Annotated in this window: 15 protein-coding genes; 14 read left to right on the top strand and 1 reads right to left on the bottom strand. The window is 68.6% G+C overall.

The window, feature by feature from the left end; all coding sequences use genetic code 11:
• Nucleotides 1-42: 42 nt before the first annotated feature.
• The 4 genes from ABZ319_RS24730 to ABZ319_RS24715 all read left to right on the top strand — a co-directional run bounded on the left by ABZ319_RS24730 (nucleotide 43) and on the right by ABZ319_RS24715 (nucleotide 5,411).
• Nucleotides 43-2,316, top strand: coding sequence for an MMPL family transporter (locus ABZ319_RS24730; RefSeq protein ID WP_354988850.1), 2,274 nt, complete (start codon nucleotides 43-45; stop codon nucleotides 2,314-2,316).
• A gap of 98 nt (nucleotides 2,317-2,414) precedes the next feature.
• Complete coding sequence (locus tag ABZ319_RS24725; protein ID WP_354988849.1) at nucleotides 2,415-3,647, top strand: sensor histidine kinase; 1,233 nt, start codon at nucleotides 2,415-2,417, stop codon at nucleotides 3,645-3,647.
• Complete coding sequence (locus ABZ319_RS24720) at nucleotides 3,644-4,330, top strand: response regulator transcription factor (RefSeq protein ID WP_354988848.1); 687 nt, start codon at nucleotides 3,644-3,646, stop codon at nucleotides 4,328-4,330. Before ABZ319_RS24725 ends, ABZ319_RS24720 begins: the two co-directional genes overlap by 4 nt.
• 262 nt (nucleotides 4,331-4,592) lie before the next feature.
• Nucleotides 4,593-5,411 (top strand): ParA family protein, encoded by an 819-nt coding sequence (locus tag ABZ319_RS24715; protein ID WP_354988847.1) that lies wholly within the window; start codon nucleotides 4,593-4,595, stop codon nucleotides 5,409-5,411.
• 69 nt (nucleotides 5,412-5,480) lie between these two features.
• Here the strand turns inward: ABZ319_RS24715 and ABZ319_RS24710 are convergent, their stop codons facing one another.
• The gene (locus tag ABZ319_RS24710) at nucleotides 5,481-5,903 is read right to left on the bottom strand and encodes a hypothetical protein (protein ID WP_354988846.1); all 423 of its coding nucleotides are present in this window, start codon (nucleotides 5,901-5,903) and stop codon (nucleotides 5,481-5,483) included.
• A gap of 732 nt (nucleotides 5,904-6,635) precedes the next feature.
• Here ABZ319_RS24710 and ABZ319_RS24705 point away from each other — a divergent pair.
• The 10 genes from ABZ319_RS24705 to ABZ319_RS24660 all read left to right on the top strand — a co-directional run bounded on the left by ABZ319_RS24705 (nucleotide 6,636) and on the right by ABZ319_RS24660 (nucleotide 19,180).
• On the top strand, nucleotides 6,636-8,867 hold the full coding sequence (locus ABZ319_RS24705) for a SulP family inorganic anion transporter (protein ID WP_354988845.1): 2,232 nt from the start codon (nucleotides 6,636-6,638) through the stop codon (nucleotides 8,865-8,867).
• 128 nt (nucleotides 8,868-8,995) lie between these two features.
• Entirely contained in the window at nucleotides 8,996-11,206 is a 2,211-nt protein-coding gene (locus ABZ319_RS24700; RefSeq protein WP_354988844.1) for a bifunctional SulP family inorganic anion transporter/carbonic anhydrase, read from the top strand.
• 171 nt (nucleotides 11,207-11,377) lie between these two features.
• Nucleotides 11,378-11,797: a TIGR02611 family protein gene (locus tag ABZ319_RS24695; protein WP_354988854.1), complete on the top strand. Its 420-nt coding sequence runs from the start codon at nucleotides 11,378-11,380 to the stop codon at nucleotides 11,795-11,797.
• A complete protein-coding gene (locus tag ABZ319_RS24690) occupies nucleotides 11,764-12,426 on the top strand; it encodes a (2Fe-2S)-binding protein (RefSeq protein ID WP_354988843.1) in 663 nt (220 codons plus the stop codon). Before ABZ319_RS24695 ends, ABZ319_RS24690 begins: the two co-directional genes overlap by 34 nt.
• Nucleotides 12,427-12,575: 149 nt before the next feature.
• Nucleotides 12,576-14,633, top strand: coding sequence for a threonine--tRNA ligase (gene thrS / locus ABZ319_RS24685; RefSeq protein WP_354988842.1), 2,058 nt, complete (start codon nucleotides 12,576-12,578; stop codon nucleotides 14,631-14,633).
• A gap of 67 nt (nucleotides 14,634-14,700) precedes the next feature.
• Nucleotides 14,701-15,330: an HIT domain-containing protein gene (locus ABZ319_RS24680; protein ID WP_354988841.1), complete on the top strand. Its 630-nt coding sequence runs from the start codon at nucleotides 14,701-14,703 to the stop codon at nucleotides 15,328-15,330.
• A 1-nt stretch (nucleotide 15,331) separates the two neighbouring features.
• Entirely contained in the window at nucleotides 15,332-16,021 is a 690-nt protein-coding gene (pgsA, locus tag ABZ319_RS24675; RefSeq protein WP_354988840.1) for a phosphatidylinositol phosphate synthase, read from the top strand.
• On the top strand, nucleotides 16,018-17,016 hold the full coding sequence (locus tag ABZ319_RS24670) for a phosphatidylinositol mannoside acyltransferase (protein ID WP_354988839.1): 999 nt from the start codon (nucleotides 16,018-16,020) through the stop codon (nucleotides 17,014-17,016). Before pgsA ends, ABZ319_RS24670 begins: the two co-directional genes overlap by 4 nt.
• Entirely contained in the window at nucleotides 17,013-18,137 is a 1,125-nt protein-coding gene (locus ABZ319_RS24665; protein ID WP_354988838.1) for a glycosyltransferase family 4 protein, read from the top strand. Before ABZ319_RS24670 ends, ABZ319_RS24665 begins: the two co-directional genes overlap by 4 nt.
• Nucleotides 18,137-19,180, top strand: coding sequence for an NUDIX domain-containing protein (locus ABZ319_RS24660; protein WP_354988853.1), 1,044 nt, complete (start codon nucleotides 18,137-18,139; stop codon nucleotides 19,178-19,180). Before ABZ319_RS24665 ends, ABZ319_RS24660 begins: the two co-directional genes overlap by 1 nt.
• The last annotated feature ends 51 nt before the right edge of the window (nucleotides 19,181-19,231 follow it).

Genomic DNA, 19,231 nt, shown 5'->3' with positions numbered 1-19,231 from the left:
CGTACTGCCGTTGCAGTACGCGCGACGGCCTCCGCTCGCACGATGCCGACTACGAAGGCCCCGGACGAGCATGATCGCATGGCGAAACTCCTGTACCGGCTCGGCCGGATCGCGTTCGAGAAGCGGCGACTCGTCGCTCTGCTCTGGGTGGGGATCATGGGCGCGCTGGTGGTCGGGGCCGCCGCCGCGCCCACACCGCCGCCGGACACCTTCTCCATTCCCGGTACCGAATCCCAGCAGGCGTTCGACCTGCTCGAGGAGCGCTTCCCGGGCACCAAATCCGATGGCGCGCAAGCGCGTATCGTCTTCGTAGCCCCCGATGGGCAGCGGATCGACTCGCCGCGCAATCAAGCCGCGGTCGAGCAGGTCATCGGCTCGGTGGCGGGCGGTGCGCAGGTGAAGGGCGTACTCGACCCGTTCCAGGCCGGCGCGGTGAGCGCCAACGGCACGACCGCCTACGCCACCGTGAGCTACGGCGAGACCAGTGATCAGCTCACCGACGCCACCAAGACAGCGCTGACGGACACCATCGAGGCCGGCAAGGCCGCGGGCGTCACCGTGGAGATCGGCGGCACCGCGCTGATGCCCGAACCCGAGATGGGCGCGGCCACCGAACTCGTCGGCGTGGCCATCGCCGCCATCGTCCTGATGATCACCTTCGGCGCGTTCGCCGCCGCCGGACTCCCGTTGCTGACCGCGCTGATCGGCATCGGCGTCGGCATCGCCGCCATCGTGGCGATCGGAATGTCCACCACCACAACGACACTGGCCATGATGCTGGGCCTGGCCGTCGGCATCGACTACGCGCTGTTCATCGTCTCGCGCTACCGCACCGAACGCGCGGACGGGTACACCGCCAAGGAAGCGGTGGGCCGCGCCGTCGGCACCGCGGGCTCGGCGGTGGTCTTCGCCGGCCTCACCGTAATCATCGCGCTGGCCGGTCTCGCCGTCGTCGGCATCCCCGCGCTCACCAAGATGGGCCTGGCCGCCGCGGGCACCGTGGCCGTCGCGGTCACCATCGCGCTGACCCTGCTGCCGGCGCTGCTCGGCTTCTTCCAGAACGCGGTCATGCCGCGCGCTTTCCGCAAGGCCGCCAAGGCGACAGGCGAACAGACCCCGGACGCGGTGAACGCCGCCGCCGCCGCTCAGCTGCGCGAGGACAAGCCCGGCATGGGCACCCGCTGGGCCCGGTTCATCGTGCGCCGCCCGGTCGCGGTACTGCTGATCGGCCTCGTCGGCATGGGCGTGCTGGCGCTGCCGGTGCAGAGCCTGGAGCTCGGCATGCCGGGCGATGAATCCCAGTCCACCGAAACCACGCAGCGCCGTGCCTACGACGCGCTCGCCGCCGGTTTCGGCCCGGGGTTCAACGGCCCGCTCACCATCGCGGTGGATCTCGCGGGCGTCGCTAATCCGCAAGGGGCACTGGAGCAGATCTCGCGCACGCTGACCGAGACCGCGGGCGTGGTGTCGGTGACGCCGCCGATCCCGAACCAGGCCGGAGACGCGGCCATGCTCACCGTGGTGCCCGCCACCGGCCCCTCCTCCACCGAAACCAAGGACCTCGTTCACGAATTGCGCGGCGAGGCAGGCGATCTCAAGGCCGCGACGGGCGCGACCGTGCTGGTCACCGGCGCGACCGCCATGAACATCGACGTCTCGCAGAAGATGGCCGACGCCCTGCTGCCGTACCTGGCGGTCGTGGTCGGACTCGCGATCCTGCTGCTGATGCTGGTGTTCCGCTCCATCGCGGTGCCGATCAAGGCGGCGCTGGGGTTCCTGCTCTCGGTCGGCGCGGCCTTCGGCGTGATCGTCGCGGTGTTCCAGTGGGGCTGGCTGGCCGGTCTCATCGGCGTGGATCAGACGGGCCCGGTCATGAGCATGATGCCGATCTTCCTGATCGGCGTGGTGTTCGGCCTCGCGATGGACTACGAGGTCTTCCTGGTCACCCGCATGCGGGAAGCCTTCGCGCACGGTGAGAGCGCGACCGACGCCATCGTCACCGGATTCCGGCACAGCGGCCGGGTCGTGGTGGCCGCGGCGGCGATCATGATCGCGGTGTTCGCCGGCTTCGTCGGCGGCGGCGAGCCCATGATCAAGATGATGGGTCTGGGCCTGGCGGCCGCGGTGTTCTTCGACGCCTTCGTGGTTCGCATGACCCTGGTCCCGGCCGTGCTGGCCCTGCTCGGCGACAAGGCGTGGTGGCTGCCGCGCTGGCTGGACCGCATCCTGCCGAACGTGGACGTGGAGGGTGAGGCGCTGACCGAGCACGCCGAGCCCGCCGCCCCCGTGCGCGAACTCGAGGACGCGCGCGCCTAGCGACCGGCGCACCAGGTGGGCCGTCCCGGGTGGGGCGGCCTACCGGTCCCGGTGCGGCCCGCCGATTAGGGTTCTCAACGACGAGAAGGGACGCGCACATGACCGCCGAATGGTCGCAGTGGCCGCGCCGGCACAGCCGGGCCGTCGACGTGATGGTTGCGGTGCTGCTGTGCGCGCTGGCCACCTACGCCAGCCGCCTGATCGATCACGGCGACGGCCGCGGGCCGGTGGTCGACCAACCGGCCTCGCTGGTGGTCTTCGGCCTCTCGTGCACGGCGTCGCTGGCGCTGTTGTGGCGCCGGCGTTTTCCACTCGCGGTGCTGGGCGTCACGACCGGCTGCGGTGTCGCGATCGCGGTGTGCGGCTTCGAGCCGTCGATTCTCACCGCGGGCGCGGCGCTGGTGGCGGCGTACTCGGCGGGCATCTGGGCGGCGGATCTGCGCACCGCCAAACTCGCGCCGGTGCTCGCGGGCGGCGCGCTGCTGTTGGCTTCGCTGGTGCACGATTTCACGCCCATCCTCACCGGCGGCCGCATCACCCTGATAGCCGCGGTGCTCGTGGCGGGCGCGTTCGCCGAGGCCGGGCGCAGCCGGCGCGGCTACCTCGCGGCCCTGCACGCGCGCGCCGAACTGGCCGAGCGCACCCGCGAGGAGGAAGCGCGCCAGCGGGTCGGCGAGGAGCGCGTGCGCATCGCCCGCGAACTGCACGACATCGTCGCCCACCACATGGCCCTGGCGCACGCCCAGGCCTCCACCGCCGCATACCTTCTGCGCAGCCAGCCGGACCAGGCGCAGGAGATGCTCGACCAGCTGGCCGGCACCACCTCCGCGGCCCTGCGCGAACTCAAGGCCACGGTCGGACTGCTGCGCGAGGACGATTCGGACGCCCCGCTCGAGCCGACCCCGGGCCTGGATCAATTGTCCGAGCTGCTCGGCTCTTTCGAGCGCACCGGACTGCGGGTCGAGCTCTCGGTCACCGGCGAGCCGCGCCCGCTCTCGCCCGGCGCGGATCTCACCGCCTACCGCATCATCCAGGAGGCGCTGACCAATGTCACCAAGCACGCGAGCACCGCGACCGCGACCGTGCGCCTGGTCTACTCCCGGCTGCTGCTGACCATCAGCGTGAGCGATGACGGCGGGTCCGAAACCGTTCGCGCGGAGCCTGATTCGGCGGACGATGACCAGGGCTACGGTTTGATCGGCATGAACGAGCGCGCGGTCTCGGTCGGCGGTCACCTGCGCGCCGGCCGTCGTCCGGACGGCGGTTTCGAAGTCACCACCGAACTTCCGCTCGAGCCACCCCGCGTCGCCGACCACGAGGACAAACCATGACCATCCGGGTACTGCTGGCCGATGATCAAGCCCTGCTCGCCGGGACCTTCCGGCTGCTGATCGATTCGGCCGAGGACATGGAAGTGGTCGGGATGGCCGGAAACGGCAGGGAGGCAGTGGATCTGGCGCGTGCGACCGGACCAGACGTCGTGGTCATGGATATTCGCATGCCCGGGATGGACGGCCTGGCGGCGACCCAGGAGATCTGCGCCGATCCGGCCCTGCACGAGACCCACGTGCTCATCCTGACCACGTTCGAACTCGATGAGTATGTGGCGCAGGCCCTTCGCGCCGGGGCCAGCGGCTTCCTGGGCAAGGACGTGGGTCCGGAGGAGCTGCTGCGCTCGATCCGGGCGGTCGCCGCAGGGGAGGCGCTGCTCTCGCCCACCGCGACCCGCACCCTGATCTCGCGCTATCTCGCCCGCCCCGAAAGCCGGGTGAGCGCAGCCGAATCGCTCGAGGTGCTCACCGCGCGGGAGCGCGAGGTGGTGGCGATGGTCGCGGAGGGGCTGTCGAACGAGGAGATCGCCGAGCGGATGTACGTCAGCCCGCTGACCGTTCGCACCCACGTGCAGCGCGCGATGTCGAAAGTCGGTGTGCAGAACCGCGCCCAGCTCGTGGTGATCGCGTTCCAGTCCGGCCTGGTACGGGTCGAGCCGCCGCGCCGCGGTACGAGCAACTGAAATTAGCCCGGCCGTCGGCCAGGCGCTGAAATCCCTTCCGGCGGCGGGGCCGTCGGGGATGCGATCCAATTGCTTTGGTACCGTTGATGCCTTACGTGACTGATGTGACGGCTGTTGTCAATCAACACGTGGCGTTCCCGCGTTTCGTCCGATTTCTCGGTTAACCTAGCGACATTTCGGCAAACTGCTCGTGTCCGGTTCGCCCTGTTGGTTGGGGTGGCAGCGGTCGGGGGCAAGCAACGAAGAGGAGTGTCGGCGGATCGTGACTGTCATCAGTGCGGACAAATCCGAGATTCGGTCCCAGGCGCCACAAGCCGAAGCGCAGATCATCGCGCTGTGCAATCAGAAAGGGGGAGTGGGAAAGACGACCTCCACGGTCAATCTCGGCGCGGCACTGGCCGAAGCCGGGCAGCGGGTGCTGCTGGTCGATCTGGATCCGCAGGGCGCGTTGTCCGCGGGGCTCGGGGTGTCCCACTACGACCTCACCATGACCGTGTACGACCTGATCGGCAAAGATACGCCGCCGGTCGACGAGGTGCTGCTGCACACCGGTGTGGAGCGCCTGGATCTGCTCCCGAGCAATATCGACCTGTCCGCCGCGGAGATTCAGCTCGTCAACGAGGTGGCTCGCGAGTACTCGCTGCGCCGGGTCCTCGAACCGCTGCGCGATCGCTACGACTACATCCTGATCGACTGTCAGCCCGCGCTGAGCCTGCTCACGGTGAACGCGCTGGCCTGTGCCGACGGCGTGATCATCCCCATGGAGTGCGAGTTCTTCTCCCTGCGTGGGCTCGCGCTGCTCACCGACACCATGGAGAAGGTCCGCGAGCGGCTCAATCCCCGGCTGAACATGCTCGGCATCGTGATCACCATGTTCGACTCCCGGCTGCTGCACGCGCGTCAGGTGCTCACCCGGGTCGAGGAGATCTTCGGCGAGCAGGTCTACGAAACGATGATCACGCGCACGGTCCGCTTCCCCGACGCCAGCATCGCGGGTGAGCCCATCACCTCGTGGGCGCCCAAATCGCGTGGCGCGGACCAATATCGGGCGCTGGCGCAAGAGGTGCTCAAACAGCGCTGAATCCGGGTGCCGCGGCCGGCGGATGAAATGCGCTGCGGCCGTGGCGTTCGCGAGGTCGTGCCGGTTGCCTCAGCCCACGATGTACGCGGGCTGCGGTCCGGTCGTGGCTATCGTGCTCTGCCCCCGGGTCAGGTTCACCGTCACCTGCCCGCCCGAGCTGTTCGGCAGAATCCGGCCGGGCGCCACGAGATTGCCCGTCCACCGATGCGCCGCCCCGTCGCAGTCCACCTGAACCGGACCGTCGAGCCGGATGGCGATCGGCCCCCCGATCCCGCCCTGGAACATCTGCTCCAGTGAACCGTCCACCACCTCGACCCCCGCGATCCCGCCGCCGTCGCAGGTGGCGCTCCCGCTGATGCCCAGTGTGGCGACCTGATAGACGAGTTCCGCGTCCGCTGACACGGCGGGCGATTGCGCCCCCGCGGGCCCGGCCAGAATTCCGGCGCAGGCCGTGGCGGCCAGTAAATAGAGCGGCAGTCGGCGATTCGGCATGACGGGCCCTCGAATCAATCGATGAATCACGATCGTCTTCCCATCATGCGCGCGCACCCCGGGCCGGTCCGGGAATTTTGCTGAACCGTTGCGCCCGGAATAACGGTCAAATCGGTCAATTCGACTCATTGAAGTCGGCGCCGAGAATTATCGACGGCACCGAATGTCTGGGAATGTGGTCGCGGCTTAGCGATCACGGCACTCGGTGTCAATTCGACCCGCCGGTTCCCTAGGGTCTCATTGTCGATGGATTTCTCGATGCCGTCGCGGTCGATGCCTTCGGCGATCGAGCATGCGGCTCTCTTCGCGGCCTCGGCGTACTCGGTGGAGTTGCAGGTAGCTGCATGAAAGTCGCCGGTGTGCGGCTCGGGCGGCCCGGGAGGGAATCTCGCCGCCGGTCGTTGCGTGGATGGACGGTGTGCGGCCCTGGTCGCCGATCATCTTCTTGTTTCGATGCGTGGTGACCATCGGGTTTTTCTGTTTTACACAGGCGACCAATTGGTACGCGGGCAAGAGACTGGACATTCGATCAAAGTGGTGTAGGTCACAGTTTGATAGAAGTTCGCCCCACGTGCCGCAAACTCTTTTCAGCTTCTTTGGACAGTCTTTACGATTACGCCGTTCCGCTCTGAATAGCGTCGTGCCTACACAGCTTCGCCCGCCGCTCGCTCTCGATGCCAGTACATGTTGACCGATGAACCGGGCCGTAAAACGCTCCGGCGAAGGAGAAATATGTCCACCGACACCGAACAGCTTCCCCGGACGTCGCTGCCCGGCCTCCATGACCTGATCCGCCACGACTTACCGGCCTCACTGGTCGTCTTCCTGGTCTCCCTACCCCTGTCCATCGGCATCGCGGTGGCCGCGGGCGCGCCCGTCGCGGCCGGCCTCATCGCCGCCGTCGTGGGCGGCCTGGTCGCGGGTTCGCTCGGCGGTTCCACCCTGCAGGTCAGCGGTCCGACCGCCAGCCTCACCGTGGTGGTCGCCGAGTGCATCAATCAATTCGGCTGGGCCGTCACCTGTTTCATCACCGTGGCGGCGGGGGTGTTACAGATCGTGTTCGGGCTCAGCCGGATCGCCCGCGGCGCGCTGGCCATCGCCCCGGTCGTGGTGCACGGCATGCTCGCCGGGATCGGCGTCGTCATCGCCCTGCAGCAGGTGCACGTCCTGTCGGGCGGCAATTCGCTGAGCTCGTCCTGGGACGCGATCACCGGACTGCCCGGGCAGTTGCGCTCGGCGCGCCTGGGCGATCTGTTCGTCGGACTGCTCGTCATCGCCATCCTGGTGGGCTGGAAGCACGTCCCCGAACGCGTGCGCGCCATCCCCGCCCCGCTGGTGGCGGTGGTCGCGGCCACGCTGGTCGCCTTCGTCCTGCCGGTGAGCGTCGAGCACATCGTGCTGAACGGCTCGCTCGTCGACGAGCTGAACCTGCCGCAGGTGCCGCACGGCGGCTGGGGCACGGTCGTGCTGATGGCCGTCACCGTCGCCCTGATCGCCAGCGTGGAGACCCTGCTCTCGGCGGTCGCGGTGGATCGCATGCAGAAGAACTCCGCCCGGCGCACCGACCTCGATCGCGAGCTGATCGGCCAGGGCAGTGCCAATGTGGTGTCCGGTCTGATCGGCGGCCTGCCGATCGCGGCGGTCATCGTCCGCAGCATCACCAATGTCAAAGCCGGTGCGCGCGGGCGGTCTTCGACCATGCTGCATGGGCTCTGGATCCTGGTCTTCTCGGTGGCCCTGGTCGGGGTGGTGCGCCAGATTCCCAAGGCGGCGCTGGCCGGTCTGCTCATCGTGGTCGGCATCCAGCTCATCAAGCTGGCCCACATCCGGCTCGCCAAGCGCAACGGCGACCTGGTGGTCTACGCCGCGACGGTGACCGTGGTGGTGTTCTGGAACCTGCTGATGGGCATGCTGTTCGGCTTGGCGCTGGCCTTCGGGCTGCTGCTGTGGCGCGTGGTCCGGGTTTCGGTGTCCGCGGCCGAGGTGGGTCCGCTGCGCTGGAAGGTGACCGTGGACGGCACCTTCACCTTCCTGGCTCTGCCCCGGCTCGCGCCCGAATTGGCCAAGGTGCCCACCGGATCCGACGTCACCATCGAGATGACCGTCGACTTCCTGGACCACGCCGCCTACGACGCGATCCAGGAGTGGGTGGGCGAGCATCGGGCCGACGGCGGCACGGTGGAGTTCGTGGAGCGCGGCAGCGCGACGATGGCAGCCGCGGTGTCCGGTCCGCCCGCGCGCGGGCATTCGCGGCACATGGTCGACGAGGTCCTCTCGCCGTGGCGGCGCAACGGGCAGCGGGTGGATCCGGTGGTCGCCGGCGTCGCGGCCTATCACCGCAACCACGCCCACGCGATGCTCCCGCACCTGGATGTGCTGCGAAATGGCCAGGAGCCCGATTCGCTGTTCGTGACCTGTGCCGACTCGCGCATCGTGCCCAATGTCATCACCAATAGCGGGCCCGGGGATCTGTTCACTGTCCGCAATGTCGGGAATTTGATCCCAGCTGATCGCCGGGACTCCTCGATGGAGGCCGCGCTGGTCTATGCCCTGGACAAACTCGACGTGCGTTCGGTGGTGGTCTGCGGACATTCCGGATGCGGCGCGATGGAGGCGCTGCACGCCGAGGCGGTCACGGGGTCGGGTCTGGACGACTGGCTGGCCAATGCCCGGCCCAGCCTGGACCGATTCCGTTTCGGGCACGTGGTGGCCGAGGCCGCGGCGGCCGCGGGATTCGGTCCCGTCGATCAGCTCGGCATGGTCAATGTGGCGGTGCAGTTGGAGACGCTCTACGCGCACCCGGTGGTGCGGCGCGGCGTGGATGAGAGGGGGGTGGTGCTTTCCGGTCTGTTCTTCGATATCGCGACAGCCCGAGTGGTGGAGGTCACGGTGGACGGAATACGTGAGATCGACGATGTTGAGGCCGATAGCCATTGTGGCTCAGGTTTTCTCAGCCTTTGCTAAGTCTTTACTTCTAGCCTGGCACGACTCGTCCGGTGAGTTGTGGCCAACGCCGTCCACAGCATCTTTCGATGCCTTCAGAACATGTTCGACATCTTGCGGATCGCTCGCGATCCGGAGTAGGAGCCGAAATGTCCACAGACACCGATTCACCGCCCGGCAGAGCGGACCACTGGTCCACCACTCTGCTGCGCCACGATCTGCCCGCGTCATTCGTAGTTTTCCTGGTTGCTCTACCCCTGTCCCTGGGCATCGCCGTGGCCTCGGACGCCCCGATCGCCGCCGGCCTCATCGCCGCGGTCGTCGGCGGCGTGGTGGTCGGCATCCTGGGCGGTGCGCCGCTCCAGGTGAGCGGTCCGGCCGCCGGCCTGACCGTGGTGGTCGCCGAGACCATCAATCAATTCGGCTGGAAGACAGCCTGTTTCATCTTCGCCGCGGCCGGCGTCCTGCAGATCCTGTTCGGATTGAGCCGGATCGCGCGCGCCGCGCTCGCCATCGCACCGGTGGTGGTGCACGCCATGCTCGCGGGCATCGGCATCACCATCGCGCTGCAACAGCTGCACGTGCTGCTCGGAGGGGCGTCGCACAGTACAGCTTTCCAGAACATCGTGCAGCTGCCGGGGGAGCTGACGAGTCTGCACGGCGACGATGTGCTCATCGGCGGTGTGGTCATCGCCATCATGCTGGGCTGGAAGTACGTGCCCGAACGCGTGCGCGCCCTGCCGGGGCCCCTGGTCGCGGTGACGATCGGTACCGTGCTGTCGCTGGTGCTGCCCGGCAATGTGGAGCGAATCGTGTTGAGCGGCTCGCTGTTCGACGCCATCGGCCTGCCCGGCGTGCCCTCCGGGAACTGGGGCGCGGTCGCGCTGGCGGTGCTGACCATCGCGCTGATCGCGAGCGTGGAGAGCCTGCTGTCCGCGGTGGCCGTGGACAAGATGCAGACCGGCCCGCGCACCAATTTCGACAAGGAGCTGGTCGCGCAGGGCGCGGCCAACGTCACCTCGGGCCTGCTGGGCGGTCTGCCGGTCACCGGCGTGATCGTGCGCAGCGCGACCAACGTGCAGGCCGGCGCCAAGACCAAGAATTCGGCGCTGCTGCACGGCATCTGGATCCTGGTGTTCTCGGTCGCGCTGGTCGGCGTGGTCGAGCAGATCCCCAAGTCGGCCCTGGCCGGTCTGCTGATCGTGGTCGGCATCCAGCTGGTGAAGCTGGCGCACATCCGCCTGGCCCGGCGCACCGGCGACCTGCTGGTGTACGTGGTCACGGTGCTGGGCGTGGTGTTCCTGAACCTGCTCGAGGGCGTGCTCATCGGCCTGGTGCTGTCCTTCGCGCTGCTGCTGTGGCGCGTGGTGCGCGTCGTGGTGAACGCCGCGCCGGTGACCGGGACCGATCGCTGGCTGGTGACGGTCGAGGGCACCTGCACCTTCCTGGCCCTGCCCAAGCTATCCTCGGAGCTTTCCAAGGTGCCCGAGGGCGCCGACGTGCTGCTCGAGATGAGCGTGGACTTCCTGGACCACGCCGCCTACGAGGCCATTCACGACTGGGCCAGACAGCACGAAAGCACCGGCGGCAACGTCGAATTCGTGGAGCTGGGCACCGCCCCCATGGCCGACGCCGTGACCGGACCGCCGGTGCGTGGGCGCTCGCGCGGCCTGCTCGACGACGTGCTCAAGCCGGGGCAGGACAGCGACGGCAACCCCGTCACCTCCGGTGTGGCCGCCTACCATCGCCGGCACGCCCACGTGGTGCGCCCGGCGCTGGACGAGCTGCGCGACGGTCAGAATCCGCATTCGCTGTTCCTGACCTGCGCAGATTCGCGCATCGTGCCGAACGTCATCACCAGCACCGGTCCCGGTGACCTGTTCACCGTCCGCAACGTCGGCAACCTGGTGCCGCCGCAGGGCCGGGACAGCTCCATCGAGGCCGCGATCGTGTTCGCGCTCGAGGAGCTCGAGGTCGATCACCTCGTGGTGTGCGGGCATTCGTCCTGCGGGGCGATGCAGGCGCTCATGTCCGGCGCGCCCGCCGGGCCGGGCCTGGGTGCCTGGCTCGGGCACGCCCAGGCCAGCGTCGAGCGCTGGATGCAGCGGCATCCGGTCGGCGTCGCCGCGGACGAGGCGGGCTTCCGCTCGACCGATCAGCTCGCGATGGTGAACGTGGCCGTGCAGCTGGAGAATCTGCGGGCGCACCCGGTGGTGCGGCGCGCGATCCTGGAACGCGGCGTCACGGTGTCGGGGCTGTTCTTCGACATCGGGACCGCGCGGGTGCTCGAGGTGTCCCGCGACGGGATCGCCGAGATCACCGACGCGGACCTATCGGCCCTGGCCGCCGCGCTCGGCTGAGGCAACGACCGGGGCGTGGCGGCTCGCATGCCGCCTTCGCCCCGGTCGCGGCCCGGAACGCGCACGTAGGCTTGCACTGTGCGCACAGAGAAAGACACGGCGACCGCGACGGCCGCCGCGAACGATACGGCGGTCGCAGGCAACGACACCGCGACCGCCGACACCGCGGCGATCGACGCGATCACCGATAACGACCCGGGTCGCTGGCGCGCCTTGCGGGCCTCGATCGCCGCGCGCCCTACCCTGAACATCACCTACCGGATCGCGGTGGGAGTCCTCGGCCTCGTCGTATTGACGCTCGGGATTCTCGCGATTCCGTACCCCGGCCCGGGCTGGCTCATCGTTTTCGCGGGCCTGGGCATCCTGGCCACCGAATTCGCCTGGGCGCACCGGACACTGCACTGGACGCGCGGCAAGTATCGGGTCGCCATGGATTGGCTGGCCCGCCAGGGGATCGCGGTGCGCGGGCTCGCCGCACTGGGTACCGTCGCCATCGTGGTGGCTACGTTGTGGTTGCTCGGCACCTTCGCTGTCCTCGCCGGTCTGATCGGAGTCGAATGGGAACCATTGAGCAGTCCGCTGTTTCGGTGAACACCGGACCGGTGATCGTGCCCGGCGCGGAGTTACTGAACGCGCGCTGGCTCGGTGAGCGGATTGCCGCCATGGGCGGTTCCTGGGGGACCGGCAATACCCGGGTCGCCGGCACCCTGTGGTGGTGCATGGCCGCCTCGTCCCTGGTCGCGCCCGTGGTCGGGGCGTACGCGGCCGGTGATCCGGCGCCCGATTCGGAGCTGGAGCGGATCTCCTGCGAGATCCGCCCGGATGGCGGCGTCGAGCGCGTGTTCGCGCTCGGGACGGTGCCCGCGGACGGGAACGCCGGTCAGATACTGCGGCACACGCTCTCGCGGGTGATTCCGGTTGTGGCCGAGGTGACCGGCGCCGGGGTGGCCTCGCTGTGGGCGATCGTGGCCGACGCCATCGGCAATCGCGCCCTGGACCTGGGCGATCGGGAAGCCGGCGCACGGCTGGCTCGCGACGTGGCCGGACGGCTGCCGGTGCCGCGTTTCAGTGATGTCGGCGCCCGTACTTTTGTGCGCCGCATCTCCTGCTGCCTGGTGTTCGAGGTCTCGGGCTGCGAGATGTGCACCAGCTGCCCCAAACGCCCTGCCGCCCAGCGCGAAGCGCTGCTCACCGAGCTCGCCGCCCGCGGCGAGGGCTGACCCGCACCGCGTCCGGCGTCCGCCCGCGCCGGTGCGGACACCCCGGCGGCCGGTCCATCGGCACGGCCCCGTCACCGTGCCGATAGCATGGTGCGCGACCAAGCGGCGGGCTTTCGCCCGTCCACGACAACTCCAAGGAGCGCACAGCCGTGACCACCTCAGTGCCGAAAACCCCAGTCGCCCTCGTCCGGGTGTCGGCCGGGACTACGGCGGGTGCCGCGGTGCGCGAGGCCGACCTGCCCAGCAAGGGCCCGGAGGCCGTGATCGCCGTGCGCGACGGCGAGGGCAATCTCAAGGATCTGTCCTGGATTCCCGAGATCGACGAAGAGGCCGAGGCCGTCACCGCCGATTCCGAGGACGGCCGCTCGATCATCCGGCACTCGGCAGCCCACGTGCTGGCCCAGGCCGTGCAGCAGGAGTTCCCCGAGGCCAAGCTGGGCATCGGCCCGCCCATCAAGGACGGCTTCTACTACGACTTCCAGGTCGATCGCCCCTTCACCCCCGAGGATCTCACCAAGCTGGAATCCCGGATGAAGAAGATCATCAAAGGCGCGCAGCGCTTTTCGCGCCGCGTCACCGATGTCGAGTCGGCGCGGATCGAACTGGCCAAGGAGCCGTTCAAACTCGAGCTCATCTCCGACAAGTCGGGCATCGACGATCCGGAGGTCATGGAGGTCGGCGGCAAAGAGCTGACCATCTACGACAACCTGGATCCGCGCACCGGCGAACGTCTCTGGGGCGATCTGTGCCGGGGTCCGCACATCCCGACCACCAAGTACATCCCCGCCTTCAAGCTGACCCGCAGCTCGGCCGCCTACTGGCGCGGTGACCAGAACCGCGAGGATCTGCAGCGCGTGTACGGCACCGCGTGGGAATCGCAGGAGGCGCAGGACGAGTACCTGGCGCTGCTGGCCGAGGCCGAGAAGCGCGATCACCGCAAGCTCGGGGTCGAGCTGGACCTGTTCTCCTTCCCGGACGAGCTGGGCTCGGGTCTGCCGGTGTTCCACCCCAAGGGCGGCATCATCCGCAAGGAGCTCGAGGACTACTCGCGCAAGCGGCACACCGCCGCGGGCTACGAGTTCGTGAACACCCCGCACATCACCAAGGGCCACCTCTTCGAGGTCTCGGGCCACCTGGACTGGTACCGCGAGGGCATGTTCCCGGCCATGCACCTCGACGCCGAGTACAACGACGACGGCACCGTGCGCAAGCCCGGCCAGGACTACTTCGTCAAGCCGATGAACTGCCCCATGCACAACCTGATCTTCCGTTCGCGCGGCCGGTCCTACCGCGAACTGCCGCTGCGCATGTTCGAGTTCGGCTCGGTGTACCGCTACGAGAAGTCCGGCGTCGTACACGGGCTGACCCGCGTGCGCGGCATGACCCAGGACGACGCGCACATCTACTGCACCAAAGAGCAGATGCACGCGGAGCTGACCACCACGCTCGGCTTCGTGCTCTCGCTGCTGCGCGACTACGGCCTGGACGACTTCTACCTCGAGCTCTCCACCAAGGACCCGGTCAAGTTCGTGGGTTCGGACGAGCTGTGGGAGGAGGCGACCGAAACCCTGCGCAAGGTCGCCACCGATTCCGGCCTGGACCTGGTGCCGGACCCGGGCGGCGCGGCGTTCTACGGCCCGAAGATCTCGGTGCAGGCCAAGGACGCGCTCGGCCGGACCTGGCAGATGTCCACCATTCAGCTGGACTTCAACCTGCCCGAGCGGTTCGAGCTCGAGTACACCGGCTCCGACGGCGCCAAGCACCGCCCGGTCATGATCCACCGCGCGCTGTTCGGATCCATCGAGCGGTTCTTCGGCGTGCTCACCGAGCACTACGCGGGCGCGTTCCCGGCCTGGCTCTCGCCGGTGCAGGTGGTCGGCATCCCGGTCGCCGAGACCTTCGCCGAGCACCTCGAGGGCGTGGTCGACCGGTTGCAGGAGCACGGCATTCGCGCCGAGCTCGATCGCAGCGACGACCGCATGCAGAAGAAGATCTTCAACCAGACCGCGCAGAAGGTGCCCTTCATGCTGCTGGCCGGCGCCCGCGACGTCGAGGGCAACGCGGTCAGCTTCCGGTTCCGGGACGGCACCCAGGTCAACGGCGTTCCGGTGGCCGACGCGGTGGCGACCATCGTGGACTGGATCAAGCGGCGCGAGAACACCTCTCCGACCGCCGAGGGCTTCGAAATCCGATCGGCAATGGCATGAGTGGTGCGGGTTCGGCGGCGGCACGCGTCACCGTGCGGGGCCTGCACACCTGCCGAGGGGGTACAGCATGAGCGAACGCACGGTTCCCGGTGGTCTCGCGGAAGAGGCTGCCGGGCACGAGGATTCAGCGGGTCGCATCGTGGATCACGGTGCGGGCGAACCGGATCGGCTGCAGCGGCTGTGGACGCCGTACCGCATGTCCTACATCACCGGGGCCACCGCCGAGCGCAAGGAGCGCGCCGAGCAGGACCCGGACGCGCCCAAGAAGACCGGGCACCCGTTCACCGACATCCCGCAGATGTCGGACGAGGACGGCCTGGTGCTGGCGCGCGGGGAGTGGGTGTACGCGGTGCTGAACCTGTACCCCTACAACCCCGGTCACATGATGGTGGTGCCGTACCGCCGCGTGGCGAACCTGGAGGATCTGACCCCGCAGGAGAGCGCCGAGCTGATGGCGTTCACCCAGCAGGCGATTCGGGTCATGAAGCAGGTCTCGCGGCCCGAGGGTTTCAATGTCGGTTTGAATCTCGGCGGTGTTGCCGGTGGTTCACTCGCCGATCACCTACATCAACACATCGTGCCCCGCTGGAGTGGCGACGCGAACTTCATTACCGTCGTCGGCGGTGTGAAGGTGATGCCGCAGCTGCTGCGCGAGACGCGGGCGCTGCTGGCGGAGGCATGGAAGGAATTCGAATAGCGTGCTGAGCTTCTTCGGTCGCGAAACGTTCGCCAAAGCGACTGCGCCCCTGGGCAAAGCGCTGGTGAGCACCGGTCTCACACCGGACGCGATGACGCTCATCGGTACGACCGCCACCATCGCCGCGGCGGTGACGCTGTTCCCGTCCGATCACCTGTTCTGGGGAACGATGGTGATCTGGCTGTTCGTCATGTTCGACATGCTCGACGGCGCGATGGCGCGGGCGCGCGGCGGCGGCACGAAATACGGTGCGGTGCTGGACGCCACCTGCGACCGCGTCGCCGACGGCGCGATCTTCGCGGGTCTGGCGTGGTGGGCCGTCTACAGCGAGGGCTCGCGCGAGCTGTTCGTGGCGACCCTGGTGGTGCTGGTGACCTCGCAGGTCATCTCGTATGCCAAGGCGCGCGCCGAGGCGAGCGGGCTCTCTGCCGACGGCGGCCTCATCGAGCGCCCGGACCGCCTGGTCATCGTGCTGGTCGGCGCCGGATTCACCGGCATCGGCGGGTACTTCGGCATCGAATGGCTCTCGTACGCGGTGTACGCGGCCATGTACGCGCTGGCGGTGCTGAGCATCGTCACCGTGTTCCAGCGGGTGCTGGCCGTGCGTAATTCGCCCGGCGCCCGCGAGGTCATCGCTCCCGTGGCGGCGACCGGCAAGTCGACGAACGCGCCGGAGGAACCGCAGCGGTGAGCACCGATTTCACGTCCGCGATGACCGACAAGGCATACGCGGCCGGGTGGCGACTGGTGCGCGGACTCCCGGACGGGGCCGCGCGCAGGGTTTTCGACGCGGGCGCGGATGTCGCGGCGCGCAGATCGAACCGGGCGTCGCACGCCGGCCATCCGAATCAGTTGCGGCACAACCTGGCCCGGGTCATCGGAACCACGCCGGAACTCGTGCCCGACGCCCTGATCCGCGACAGCATGCGGGCCTACGCCCGGTACTGGCGCGAGGCGTTCCGGTTGCCGTCCATGAATCACGCGGAGATGGCGCGCTCGGGCATCATCCAGGTCGCGCAGATCGAGAATCTGGAAACGGCCCTGGAGGCCGGGCGCGGCGTGGTGCTCGTGCTGCCGCACTCGGGCAACTGGGATATGGCCGGCATGTGGCTGGTACAGAACTACGGGCCGTTCTCCACGGTGATGGAACGGTTGAAGCCGGAATCACTGTTCGAGCGATTCGTCGAGTATCGCGAGAGCCTGGGCTTCGAGGTGTTCGCGCTGACCGGCGGTGAGCAGCCGCCGTTCCACGCATTGGCCGATCGGCTCCGGCAGAACCGGGTCGTATGCCTGCTCGGTGAACGTGACCTGACCGGCAAGGGCGTGCCGGTGGAGTTCTTCGGAGAGCGCACCTGGATGCCGGCCGGCCCGGCCAAACTGGCCGTCGAGACCGGCGCGGCGCTCATCCCGGTGCACGGCTGGTCCATCGTGGACGAGCAGGGTCGCGAGGCGTGGCGCTTCAAAACCGAACAGCCCCTTGATGTTTCCGGTGGAGTAGAAGCCGCGACGCAGGCCCTGGCCGCGCGCTTCGAAGCCAATATCGCCGAGCATCCCGCCGATTGGCACATGCTGCAACCGCTGTGGGAGGGCGATCTGTCGCCCGAGCGGCTCGATCGCATCGCGGCCGCGCAACAGCAGCTCGGTTACCGGGCGCCCGGCATCGCGCGGGGGGACAGCGCACAATGAGAATCGGCATGGTCTGCCCGTACTCGTTCGATGTGCCGGGCGGCGTGCAGTCGCATGTCGTCGAGCTCGCCCAGGTCCTGATCGAGCGCGGGCACAAGGTGAGCGTGCTCGCCCCCGCCGCCGAGGACACCCCGCTGCCGGACTTCGTGGTCTCGGCCGGGCGCGCGGTCGCGATTCCCTACAACGGGTCGGTGGCGCGCCTGTCGTTCGGACCCACCGCCTACACCCGCATCCGGCGCTGGATCGCGGAGAACGACTTCGACGTGCTGCACATCCACGAGCCGAACGCGCCGAGTCTGTCCATGCTGGCGCTCAAGATCGCCGAGGGTCCCATCGTGGCGACCTTCCACACCTCGACCACGAAGTCGTTGGTGCTCAGTACTTTTCAGGGCGTGCTGCGCCCGTACCACGAGAAGATCAGCGGCCGGATCGCGGTCTCGGAGCTGGCGCGGCGCTGGCAGGTGGAGGCATTGGGCGGGGACGCGGTCGAGATCCCCAACGGCGTGGACGTGCCCGCGTTCGCCAACGCTCCCGTGCTGGACGGTTATCCGCGTCCCGGGGGCAGCGTGCTGTTCCTGGGCCGATTCGATGAGCCGCGTAAGGGGATGGACGTGCTGCTGGGCGCGCTGCCCGAACTGGTGCGCCGTCATCCCGAGGTCGAGGTGCTGATCGTGGGCCGCGGCGACGAGGACCGGCTGCGCCGCGAGGCCGGGGCCAACGCCTCGCACCTGCGTTTCCTGGGGCAGGTCACCGACGAGGAGAAGGCCTCGGCCATGCGCAGCGCCGACGTGTACTGCGCGCCCAATATCGGCGGCGAGAGCTTCGGCATCGTGCTGGTGGAGGCGATGGCCGCCGGAACCGCCGTGGTGGCGAGCGATCTGGACGCCTTCCGCCGGGTGCTGCGCGACGGCACCGCGGGCATGCTGGTGCCGGTGGGGGATTCGGATCAGCTCGCCGAGGCCCTGGACACCGTGCTGACCGACGCCGATCGGCGCGAGGAGCTCATCCGCACCGCCAATCAGGTGGTGGGCGAATACGACTGGCCGGTGGTCGCGGAGCAGATCCTGCGGGTCTACGAGACCGTCACCGTCGGTGACCTGCGCGTCAGGACCGCCGGGTGATCACTTTTTCCGCGACGGCCATTCTGGTCCTCGCGCTCATCGCCGCGCTCGTCATCACGGCCGGCGTCTGGGCCTACACCACCGCCAATCGCCTGGACCGGCTGCACGTGCGCTCGGATCAGGCGCGCAACGCACTGGACGCGGCCCTGGCTCGGCGCGCGGTCGTGGCGCGCACGGTGGCCGCGGTACTCGGGGTGCCGAGCGCGGATCCGGCGTTGTTCGAGCAGTCCCGCAGGCTCATCGCCCTGGCCGATCGGGCCGAGCGCTCGGACTGGCAGGGTCGCGAAGCGGTGGAGAACCAGCTCGCGGGCGCGCTGTCCGCGGTCGACATCGATTCGCTGCCACCGCAATTGGTGGCCGAACTGGCCGACGCCGAGGCGCGCGTGCTGATCGCCCGCCGCTTCCACAACGACGCGGTCCGCGACACCCTGGCCCTACGCACCCGCCGCCTGGTCCGGATGCTGCACCTGGGCGGCACCGCACCGCTGCCGACGTATTTCGAGATCGCCGAGCGCGTGACCGCCGCCGCGTCCACCGGGCTCGAGGTGGACACCGTGCGCACCTCGGCGCGCGTGGTGCTGCTCGACGAGCAGGACCGGGTCCTGCTGCTGCGGGGCCGCGATCCCAAGGTCCCGGACGTCGACTTCTGGTTCACCATCGGCGGCGGCGTGGAATCCGGGGAATCCCTGCGCGCGGCCGCGATTCGCGAACTGCACGAGGAGACCGGCTACGTAGCCGACGCGGCCGGTCTGCGCGGGCCGCTGTGGCGTCGCGTCGCGGTCTTTCCCTTCAACGGCGAACTGATTCGATCCGAGGAACTCTTCTTCGCCCTGCGGGTGCGCAATTTCGAGCCCAAGCCCGCCAAACTCGACTTCATCGAACGCCGCTCGATCACGGGCAACAAATGGTGCGCCCCCGCCGACATCAAGGACCTCGATCACTCCGGCGAGACCGTCTACCCCTATCACCTGGACGAACTGCTCGCCGAGGCCATCGCGGCCGCGGATGCCGACATCGATCCCGAGGTCCGTTCCATCCGCTGAGCCGGCCGCCGTTCCGGTGGCCGAGACTTTAAGCGAAAGTGCTTAACTTTC

This window comes from Nocardia sp. NPDC005978 (genome assembly GCF_040614455.1).
Classification (GTDB): domain Bacteria; phylum Actinomycetota; class Actinomycetes; order Mycobacteriales; family Mycobacteriaceae; genus Nocardia.
The sequence above is the reverse complement of the archived record's forward strand: the minus strand, read 5'-3'. Positions and strand labels throughout refer to the sequence as shown.

Excerpts from the sequence above, each read along its gene's own strand:
- ABZ319_RS24700 (WP_354988844.1), top strand. The coding sequence starts at position 8,996 with ATGTCCACAGACACCGATTCACCGCCCGGCAGAGCGGACCACTGGTCC.
- ABZ319_RS24730 (WP_354988850.1), top strand. The coding sequence starts at position 43 with ATGCCGACTACGAAGGCCCCGGACGAGCATGATCGCATGGCGAAACTC.
- ABZ319_RS24720 (WP_354988848.1), top strand. The coding sequence starts at position 3,644 with ATGACCATCCGGGTACTGCTGGCCGATGATCAAGCCCTGCTCGCCGGG.
- ABZ319_RS24665 (WP_354988838.1), top strand. The coding sequence starts at position 17,013 with ATGAGAATCGGCATGGTCTGCCCGTACTCGTTCGATGTGCCGGGCGGC.
- ABZ319_RS24710 (WP_354988846.1), bottom strand. The coding sequence starts at position 5,903 with ATGCCGAATCGCCGACTGCCGCTCTATTTACTGGCCGCCACGGCCTGC.
- ABZ319_RS24690 (WP_354988843.1), top strand. The coding sequence starts at position 11,764 with ATGGGAACCATTGAGCAGTCCGCTGTTTCGGTGAACACCGGACCGGTG.
- ABZ319_RS24705 (WP_354988845.1), top strand. The coding sequence starts at position 6,636 with ATGTCCACCGACACCGAACAGCTTCCCCGGACGTCGCTGCCCGGCCTC.
- ABZ319_RS24725 (WP_354988849.1), top strand. The coding sequence starts at position 2,415 with ATGACCGCCGAATGGTCGCAGTGGCCGCGCCGGCACAGCCGGGCCGTC.
- ABZ319_RS24680 (WP_354988841.1), top strand. The coding sequence starts at position 14,701 with ATGAGCGAACGCACGGTTCCCGGTGGTCTCGCGGAAGAGGCTGCCGGG.